The organism is Streptomyces synnematoformans, assembly GCF_039531005.1.
GTDB lineage: Bacteria > Actinomycetota > Actinomycetes > Streptomycetales > Streptomycetaceae > Streptomyces > Streptomyces synnematoformans.
Genome location: NZ_BAAAPF010000306.1, coordinates 1 through 8,246 on the forward strand (window position 1 = coordinate 1; position 8,246 = coordinate 8,246).

Genomic DNA, 8,246 nt, shown 5'->3' on the forward strand with positions numbered 1-8,246 from the left:
GCATCGACTACTTGGCACACTGTTGAGTTCTCAAAGAACGGACACTTCCATCAAAACCCTCACCAGGCTTCTCCGGGCGTTTCCCTTCGGTGTTCTGAACCTTACCAGATCTTTTTCGGTGCGAATTCCCGCTCCCGCTCCGGTAGTTCAGAGGGTGCTCTGCTTCGGAGGTGTCTCGCCCTCCGGCTGGAGCGACGTGAACAGTACCAGGTCAACCGCGCGCGATGCGAATCGCCCTCAGGTGTCCAGCGAGTTGGGCGGTGTGTCGAGTTCTTCCAGCTCGACGCCGGGGGCGGCCAGGACCACGTCGCCGGCGATGTGGACCGGGTGTTGCTCGCCCGTCTCCAGGTCGCTGACCTGGTAGTTCGTGACGCGGAGCACGCCTGTGTCGGCCTCGTGGGCGTCCTCGCCCGTGCGCGTCCACGCCTGGTCCAGGGTGCGCGGGGCGAGCACGGGGTGGGCGAGGGCGACGAGGCGGAGGCGCTGGGGGGACGGGGCGGGAGGTGGGGTGAGGAGTCGGGTGGTGGCGACGAGGAACGCCGGGGAGGTGCCCGTGAAGCCCTGGGCGCGGGCGTTGCCTTCGCGGGCCGTCGTGCCCTCGGGGTCCGAGCGGACCCAGGTGACGCCCTCCAGGGCCGCGCCGCGGACCTGCCAGCCGGCGGCGTGGAGTTCGAGGCGGACGGGGCGGCCGAGGTGGTCGATGGTGAGGTCGACGGAGCCGGTGGGCGTGCCGTCGGGGGCGGTGGTCCGGGCGGTGTAGCGCCAGCCGGAGGCGCCGGGGGCGCACTGGAAGTGCTCGTCGCCCAGCGGGGTGCCGTCGTACGGGTCGTGGAGTGAGTAGCGTCCGCGCGGCATGTCCGGCACCCTACGCGGGCGTCAGGCGCGGACGCGTCGCCGCCCGCCCGGGGCGGTTCCGGGCGGGCGGCGGGGTCGGGGTCAGTACCGGTAGTGGTCCGGCTTGTACGGGCCCTCGACCTTCACGCCGATGTACGACGCCTGATCCGGCCGGAGTTCGGTGAGCCGGACGCCGAGGGCGTCGAGGTGGAGGCGGGCGACCTTCTCGTCGAGGTGCTTGGGCAGCACGTAGACGCCGGTCGGGTACTCGGAGGTCTTCGTGAACAGCTCGATCTGCGCGATCGTCTGGTTCGCGAAGGAGTTGGACATGACGAACGACGGGTGGCCCGTCGCGTTGCCGAGGTTCAGTAGGCGGCCCTCGGAGAGGACGATGAGGACCCTGCCGTCGGGGAAGGTCCAGGTGTGCACCTGCGGCTTGACCTCGTCCTTGACCACGCCGGGCAGCTTGGCGAGGCCGGCCATGTCGATCTCGTTGTCGAAGTGGCCGATGTTGCCGACGATCGCCTGGTGCTTCATGCGCTGCATGTGCTCGGCGAGGATGATGTCCTTGTTGCCGGTGGCGGTGACGAAGATGTCGGCGGTCTCGACGACGTCCTCCAGCCGTGCGACCTGGTAGCCGTCCATGGCGGCCTGCAGGGCGCAGATGGGGTCGATCTCGGTGACGATGACCCGGGCGCCCTGGGCGCGCAGGGACTCGGCGCAGCCCTTGCCGACGTCGCCGTAGCCGCAGATGACGGCGGTCTTGCCGCCGATGAGGACGTCGGTGGCGCGGTTGATGCCGTCCACGAGGGAGTGGCGGCAGCCGTACTTGTTGTCGAACTTCGACTTGGTCACCGAGTCGTTGACGTTGATGGCCGGGAAGAGCAGCGTGCCGGCCTGGTGCATCTCGTAGAGCCGGTGGACGCCGGTGGTGGTCTCCTCGGTGACGCCGCGGATCTCGGAGGAGAGCCGGGTCCACTTCTGCGGGGTCTCGGCGACGGTGCGGGTGAGCAGCTGCAGGATGACGCGCTCTTCGTCGCTCTCGGCGGTGTCGGGCGAGGGGACCTTGCCGTCCTTCTCGAACTCGACGCCCTTGTGGACGAGGAGGGTGGCGTCGCCGCCGTCGTCGAGGATCATGTTCGGGCCGCCGGTGTCGGCGCCGGGCCAGGTCAGGGCCTGCTCCGTGCACCACCAGTACTCCTCCAGCGTCTCGCCCTTCCAGGCGAAGACGGGGATGCCGCCGGGGGCGTCGGGGGTGCCCTCGGGGCCGACGGCGACGGCCGCGGCGGCGTGGTCCTGGGTGGAGAAGATGTTGCAGGAGGCCCAGCGGACCTCGGCGCCGAGGGCGGTCAGGGTCTCGATGAGCACCGCGGTCTGCACGGTCATGTGCAGCGAGCCGGTGATGCGGGCGCCGGCGAGGGGGCGGGCCTCGGCGTACTCCCTGCGGATGGCCATGAGGCCGGGCATCTCGTGCTCGGCGAGCTGGATCTCCTTGCGGCCGTAGGCGGCCAGGGACAGGTCCGCGACCTTGAAGTCCGGGCTCGTGGCGGTGGTCGTGGAAGTCACGTCGTCACTCCTTGAGGGTGGTCGGATTCCCTGAGCGCAGGCGGGATGCGCGTGGCGCGTGCGCCCACGTGTACGGACATACCTGTCCCGCTGCGCCCAGTCCGCCGGAGGCCCTCTCTCCCCCTCGGCCGGCCCGCTGGCGGGCCACCCGATCGCCATCAGCAGCGACGTCTGGTTCTGCACCCCGAATCTACCGCAGGCGACCCTCGCCGCGGGGGCGGGTTGGCGACGGGAACCGGCCATCCCGCGGACCGGACACCCGCTGAGACGGCGGTCCGGGGCGGAGGCGGCGGCAGGGCTGGCGGGTTTCCGCCGGTCGGCCGGCGTGCGGGCATCCGTCCGGGCGTACGGGCGGCTGCCTGGGCGGCCGTCGCTTACGTGTCCGTCTTCACGTGTCCGTCTTCGCCCGCGCGATGTCCGGCTCCAGATAGATCATCCTGGCCACCGGCACGGCCTCGCGCACCCGGGCCTCCGCGGCGTCGATGGCCCGGGCCACCTCCGCCGCGGTGTCGTCGTGCTGGACCGCGATCTTGGCGGCGACCAGCAGCTCGTCCGGGCCCAGGTAGAGGGTCTTGAGGTGGATGACACGGGTGACGGCGTCGCCGTCGACGAGCGCGGCGCCGATGGCCGCCACGTCGGCGTCGCTGGCGCCCTCGCCCAGGAGCAGGCTCTTGGTCTCCACGGCGAGTATGACGGCGATGATGAGCAGCAGGACGCCGATGCACACCGTGCCGACGCCGTCCCAGACGCCGTCGCCGGTGGCGAGGGCGATGCTGACGCCGAACAGGGCCAGGATGAGGCCGACGAGCGCGCCGAGGTCCTCCAGCAGCACCACGGGCAGCTCGGGCGCCTTGGCGCGGCGGATGAACTGCCACCAGCTCTGGCCGCCCCGTACCTCGTTGGACTCCTTGATTGCGGTGCGGAAGGAGAAGGTCTCGGCGATGATCGCGAAGACGAGGACGCCGACCGGCCAGTACCAGTGGTCGATCTCGTGCGGGTCTTCGATCTTGTGGTAGCCCTCGTAGACCGCGAAGAGGCCGCCGACGGTGAAGAGCACGATGGAGACGAGGAACGCGTAGACGTAGCGCTCGCGCCCGTACCCGAAGGGGTGCTCCTTGGTGGCCGCCCGTTTGGCGCGCTTGCCGCCGAGGAGGAGCAGCGCCTGGTTGCCGGAGTCGGCGAGGGAGTGCACGGCCTCGGCGAGCATGGAGGACGAGCCGCTGAAGGCCCATGCCACGAACTTCGCAGCCGCGATCGACAGGTTGGCGCAGAGCGCCGCGAGGATCGCCTTCGTACCGCCGCCTGCAGCCATGTGCCGCCGGCTCCTTCCGTTCCTCCGCGGGGCGCCGCTGGGCCGCGCCCCGTCACGGCGGCACATTCTGTCAGCACCGCGGCAGGAGGGCGCAAGCCTCGCCGGGTGCGGCTGTGGACAACCCGGGGCCGGCCCGGCGGTCCGCCGGGCCGACGGTCGGCCGGCGGTCAGGCGGTCGGGCGGCGGTCAGGCGGCCGTCGTGGCGCGGAAGAGCGTGCCGGAGCCGGTGGCGTGGAGCGTGCCGTCGGCGGCCGGGACGAAGGCCGACTCGCCGCGGTGCAGGGCCAGGTGCTCCCCCGCCGCGTTGGTCAGCTCGGCGCTGCCGTCGGTGCACAGCAGGATCTGCGGGCCCGCGCCCGCCGCCGGGGTCTCCACGGTGACGTGGCCTTCGTCGAGGTCGTGGCGGTAGAGGCGGAAGTCGTCGACGGGCACGGCGTACCCGCCGTCGGGTCCGGCCCGCAGCACCTCGGGGGCCGCGGGGGTGAACGACACGATCCGCAGCAGCTCGGGCACGTCCACGTGCTTGGGCGTGAGGCCGCAGCGCAGCACGTTGTCGGAGTTGGCCATGATCTCGACGCCGACGCCGTCGAGGTAGGCGTGCGGGACGCCGGCGCCGAGGAAGAGCGCCTCGCCGGGCTGCAGGCGGACGACGTTGAGCAGGAAGGCGGCGATGACGCCGGGGTCGCCGGGCCAGGTGCGGGCCAGGGCGCCGTAGGCGGCGTAGTCGCCGGCGTGCGGGGAGCCGGTGGTGCCCAGCCTCTCCGCCGCCCGGCCCGCGGCGTCGACGGTGGGCGCCAGTTCGGCGCGGTCGGCGCGCAGCACGCCGGCGAACACCTCGCGCAGCGCGTCCTCCTCGGGCTGGGCGCGCAGGGCGTCCGCGTACGGCTTGAGGCCGTCGACGCCGAGGCCGTCGAGCAGGTCGGCGGCGGCAGCGGCCGGGCGGAAGCCGCACAGGCCCTCGAAGAGGGTGAGGGCGCAGATCAGCTCGGGCTTGTGGTTGGCGTCCTTGTAGTTGCGTTCGGGCGCGTCGGCGGGGACGCCGCGCTCCTCCTCCCCGCGGTGGCCGGCGCGGGCCTGCGCGAGGTCGGGGTGGACCTGGAGGGACAGCGGGGCGGCGGCGGCCAGCACCTTCAGCAGGAACGGCAGCCGGGGTCCGAAGCGCGCCACCGTCGGTGCGCCCAGCTCGGCCCCGGGGTCGCCGTCGATCACCCCGTCCAGCGGTACGGGTCCGGCGCCGCGGTCGAGGCGCGAGGGGGCGCCTGGGTGGGCGCCCATCCACAGCTCGGCCTGCGGTTCGTCGGTCGGGTCGGTGCCGAGCAGCTCGGGGATGGCGGTGGTGGAGCCCCAGGCGTACGGGCGGACGGTGTTGTTCAGGCGGTCCATGGGGCCATCTTCGTACGGTTCAGGCGGAACCTGCAGCCAGGGCGAGGTAAACGGCGGTGAAGTCGGCGGTCGCGAGCAGTTCGCCGGCGGTCTCCAGGGGGGCGCCGTCGGAGGGTTCCAGCTCGCTGACGGGGGTGCCCTGGGCGGCGGCCAGCTCCCGGGCGGCCGGTGCGGCCTCCCGGGGGGTGCGGGAGCCGTCGGCGGAGTCCTCGTGGAGCAGGACGACGCGGGCGCGGAGCGCGGCGGGCTCGTCGACGCGGTCGCGGAAGATGTCGTCGGGGTCGGCGCCGGAGGTGAACGACTCGGACAGCAGCATGCCGTGCGCGGCGAGCGCGTCGGGCAGCGCCGCGGGCAGCGCGGGGCGGCCGGCGACGGCGGCCAGCCGGTGGGCGAAGTACTGCGCGGCGACGCCCGCGAGCGGGCCTTCGCTCCACAGCAGCGGCAGCGACTCGGCCAGCTCGGCCGCGAGGGTCTTGGCGGGGTTCGCGTACGTCTCGGTGGCCGGCCCGCAGCGCTCGGCAACGATGTCGAGGCGGTCGGCGACCCGGGTGAGGACGTCGTCGGGGGCGGTGAGCAGCCCGATGCGGTCGGCGAGCGCCAGGAGCGGCGTGAGCAGCGGCCACAGGCCGCCGGTCTCGATCTGCTCGCCGGGGGCGCGCAGCAGCGGCAGCGCGAGGCCGCGGGAGGTGACGATCTCGGTGACCGCGGAGGTGCGGGGGGCGACGGCGGCGACGGTGCAGCCGCGCCGGTACGCCTGCTCGACGAGCGCGGTGAGGCCGGGCTCGCGGCCGTAGTCGGTGGCGATGAGCAGCAGGTCGTACGGGCCGGCCCAGCCGGGCAGCGTCCAGGTCAGGGCGCTGGGCTCCGGGCGGGCGCCGGTGGGGCGCAGGGCGGCGACGGGGCAGGCGCCGCCGGTCAGCGCGCGCAGCAGGTCGGCGGTGGTGTCCGCGACACACCCCGGGGCGGCGACGAGCAGCGCCCGGGGGCGGCCGTCGGGGCGGACCCGGGCGAGGTCCGACTCGGCGGCCTGGCGGGCGGCGACCCGGACCTGGGCGCCGGCCTGGGCGACGCCGCGCAGCAGGCCGCGGGCGTCGGCGCGGCCGAGTTCCTCGGGGTTGTCGAGCAGCGTCTCGTCGAGCATGGCGGCGGGGCCTAGGCGGGGCGGCGGGCTTCGTCCACGAGCAGGACGGGGATCTCGTCGCGCACGGGGTAGACGAGGCCGCAGGTGTCGGAGGTGCACCGCAGCTCGGGCTCGCCGGGGGCGTCGGAGGCGCCGTCGCCGGCCGCGCCGTCCTTGCTCTCGCGCAGCGGGGCGTGGCACGCCGGGCAGGCGAGGATCTCCAGGAGGCTGGCGTCGACCGGCATGTACGTCCCCTTCGGCTGGCTGCGGCGGTGCGGGCCGCCCGGCCGCACCGGCCGTTCCCGGCTGTGCGTGCGGGCGGCAGCCGCCAGCCTACCGCCGGGGGTGCGGGCGTGCCCCCGCGCGGGCCGGTGGCGCCGGGCGGGGGGCGTGCGGGCGGGGTAAGACCCGTCCTCCAGGTACCGCGCCCCTGACGGCCCGGCCCGCCGGGCTGCGGGCGGACCGCGCCCCCGCCCCGCGCGGCGGACGGCGCCGGCTCAGCCCCGTACCAGCGCCAGCGCCTCGTCCCGCACCCGCGCCATCGTCTCCGTGTCGCCCGCCTCCACGTTCAGCCGCAGCAGCGGCTCCGTGTTGGACGCCCGCAGGTTGAACCACCAGCCGTCGCCGGTGACCGTCAGCCCGTCCAGCTCGTCGATCGTGACGCCCTCGCGCCCCGCGTACGCCGCCCGGACCGCCGTGAGCCGGCCGGCCTGGTCCGCGACGGTGCTGTTGATCTCGCCGGAGGCCGCGTAGCGGTCGTAGACGGCGACGAGCTGCGACAGCGACCCGTCCTGGCCGCCGAGCGCGGCGAGGACGTGCAGCGCGGCGAGCATGCCGGTGTCGGCGTTCCAGAAGTCGCGGAAGTAGTAGTGCGCGGAGTGCTCGCCACCGAAGATGGCGCCCGTCCTGGCCATCTCCTCCTTGATGAAGGAGTGGCCGACGCGGGTGCGCACGGGGGTGCCGCCGTTCTCCCTGACGACCTCGGGCACGGACCAGGAGGTGATGAGGTTGTGGATGACCGTGCCGCCGCCGGTGCGCGCCAGCTCCCGCGCGGCGACCAGCGCGGTGATCGCGGACGGCGGGACCGGGTCGCCCTTCTCGTCCACGACGAAGCAGCGGTCGGCGTCGCCGTCGAAGGCGAGGCCGGCGTCGGCGCCCGCCTTGCGGACCTCGGCCTGCAGGTCGGTGATGTTCTTCGGATCGAGCGGGTTGGCCTCGTGGTTGGGGAAGGTGCCGTCCAGCTCGAAGTACAGGGGGACGACGTCGACGGGCAGGCCCTCGAAGACGCTGGGCACGGTGTGGCCCGCCATGCCGTTGCCGGCGTCGACGACGACCTTCAGCGGCCGTACGGCGCCGAGGTCGACCAGGGAGCGCAGGTGGGCGGCGTAGGCGTCGAGGAGGTCGGTCTCGGTGACGGTGCCGGGCCCGGCGACCGGCGCGGGCGGGCCTTCGGCCCGCCACCGCTCCACCCTGGCGCGGATCTCGGCGAGCCCGGTGTCCTGGCCGACGGGGGCGGCGCCGGCGCGGCACATCTTGATGCCGTTGTACCGGGCGGGGTTGTGGCTGGCGGTGAACATGGCGCCGGGCAGGCCGAGATGGCCGCTGGCGAAGTACAGCTGGTCGGTGGAGCACAGGCCGATGAGGACGGCGTCCGCGCCGCGGGCGACGGCGCCGCGCGCGAAGGCGGCGGCCAGCGCGGGCGACGAGGGGCGCATGTCGTGGCCGACGACGATCCTGCCGGCGCCGGTGGTCTCGGTGAAGGCGGCGCCGAAGAGCTCGACGAGCGGCTCGTCGAGCTGCTCGGGGAAGACGCCGCGTACGTCGTACGCCTTCACGATCGTCGAGAGATCGGTCACGGTTTACCGCCCTTCGCACGCTGCTGAGGCTTGCACAGTACGCGATGGGATGGGCACGCGCCGTCCCGGGCCGCCGGGGGCGCCGCGGCGGTGAGAAGCCATCCGCAAACCCCCGTCGTCCGCCCGGAGGGCGGGCGGCGCAGGGGGCACCGCCCACGCCCTCCGGGCGTAGGGG

At 74.0% G+C, this 8,246-nt stretch carries 7 protein-coding genes; all 7 read right to left on the reverse strand.

Features of this window, described 5'->3' with window-relative positions; all coding sequences use genetic code 11:
• Positions 1-237 precede the first annotated feature (237 nt).
• The 7 genes from ABD317_RS30010 to ABD317_RS30040 all read right to left on the reverse strand — a co-directional run bounded on the left by ABD317_RS30010 (position 238) and on the right by ABD317_RS30040 (position 8,071).
• Positions 238-855, reverse strand: a complete 618-nt coding sequence (locus tag ABD317_RS30010) for a hypothetical protein (protein ID WP_344293888.1) — start codon at positions 853-855, stop codon at positions 238-240.
• 81 nt (positions 856-936) lie between these two features.
• Positions 937-2,400, reverse strand: coding sequence for an adenosylhomocysteinase (gene ahcY, locus ABD317_RS30015; protein WP_344293890.1), 1,464 nt, complete (start codon positions 2,398-2,400; stop codon positions 937-939).
• A 388-nt stretch (positions 2,401-2,788) separates the two neighbouring features.
• Positions 2,789-3,712: a cation diffusion facilitator family transporter gene (locus tag ABD317_RS30020; protein ID WP_344293892.1), complete on the reverse strand. Its 924-nt coding sequence runs from the start codon at positions 3,710-3,712 to the stop codon at positions 2,789-2,791.
• 186 nt (positions 3,713-3,898) lie between these two features.
• Complete coding sequence (gene manA / locus ABD317_RS30025) at positions 3,899-5,095, reverse strand: mannose-6-phosphate isomerase, class I (protein ID WP_344293894.1); 1,197 nt, start codon at positions 5,093-5,095, stop codon at positions 3,899-3,901.
• A 19-nt stretch (positions 5,096-5,114) separates the two neighbouring features.
• Positions 5,115-6,236, reverse strand: coding sequence for an SIS domain-containing protein (locus ABD317_RS30030; protein WP_344293896.1), 1,122 nt, complete (start codon positions 6,234-6,236; stop codon positions 5,115-5,117).
• A gap of 11 nt (positions 6,237-6,247) precedes the next feature.
• Complete coding sequence (locus tag ABD317_RS30035; protein ID WP_027756458.1) at positions 6,248-6,460, reverse strand: Trm112 family protein; 213 nt, start codon at positions 6,458-6,460, stop codon at positions 6,248-6,250.
• Between the two features lie 252 nt (positions 6,461-6,712).
• Entirely contained in the window at positions 6,713-8,071 is a 1,359-nt protein-coding gene (locus ABD317_RS30040; RefSeq protein WP_344293898.1) for a phosphomannomutase/phosphoglucomutase, read from the reverse strand.
• Positions 8,072-8,246: the final 175 nt, after the last annotated feature.

Bases quoted from the DNA above. Each gene is read 5' to 3' on its own strand.
- ABD317_RS30010 (WP_344293888.1), bottom strand. From the start codon at position 855: ATGCCGCGCGGACGCTACTCACTCCACGACCCGTACGACGGCACCCCG.
- ABD317_RS30020 (WP_344293892.1), bottom strand. From the start codon at position 3,712: ATGGCTGCAGGCGGCGGTACGAAGGCGATCCTCGCGGCGCTCTGCGCC.
- manA (WP_344293894.1), bottom strand. From the start codon at position 5,095: ATGGACCGCCTGAACAACACCGTCCGCCCGTACGCCTGGGGCTCCACC.
- ABD317_RS30030 (WP_344293896.1), bottom strand. From the start codon at position 6,236: ATGCTCGACGAGACGCTGCTCGACAACCCCGAGGAACTCGGCCGCGCC.
- ABD317_RS30035 (WP_027756458.1), bottom strand. From the start codon at position 6,460: ATGCCGGTCGACGCCAGCCTCCTGGAGATCCTCGCCTGCCCGGCGTGC.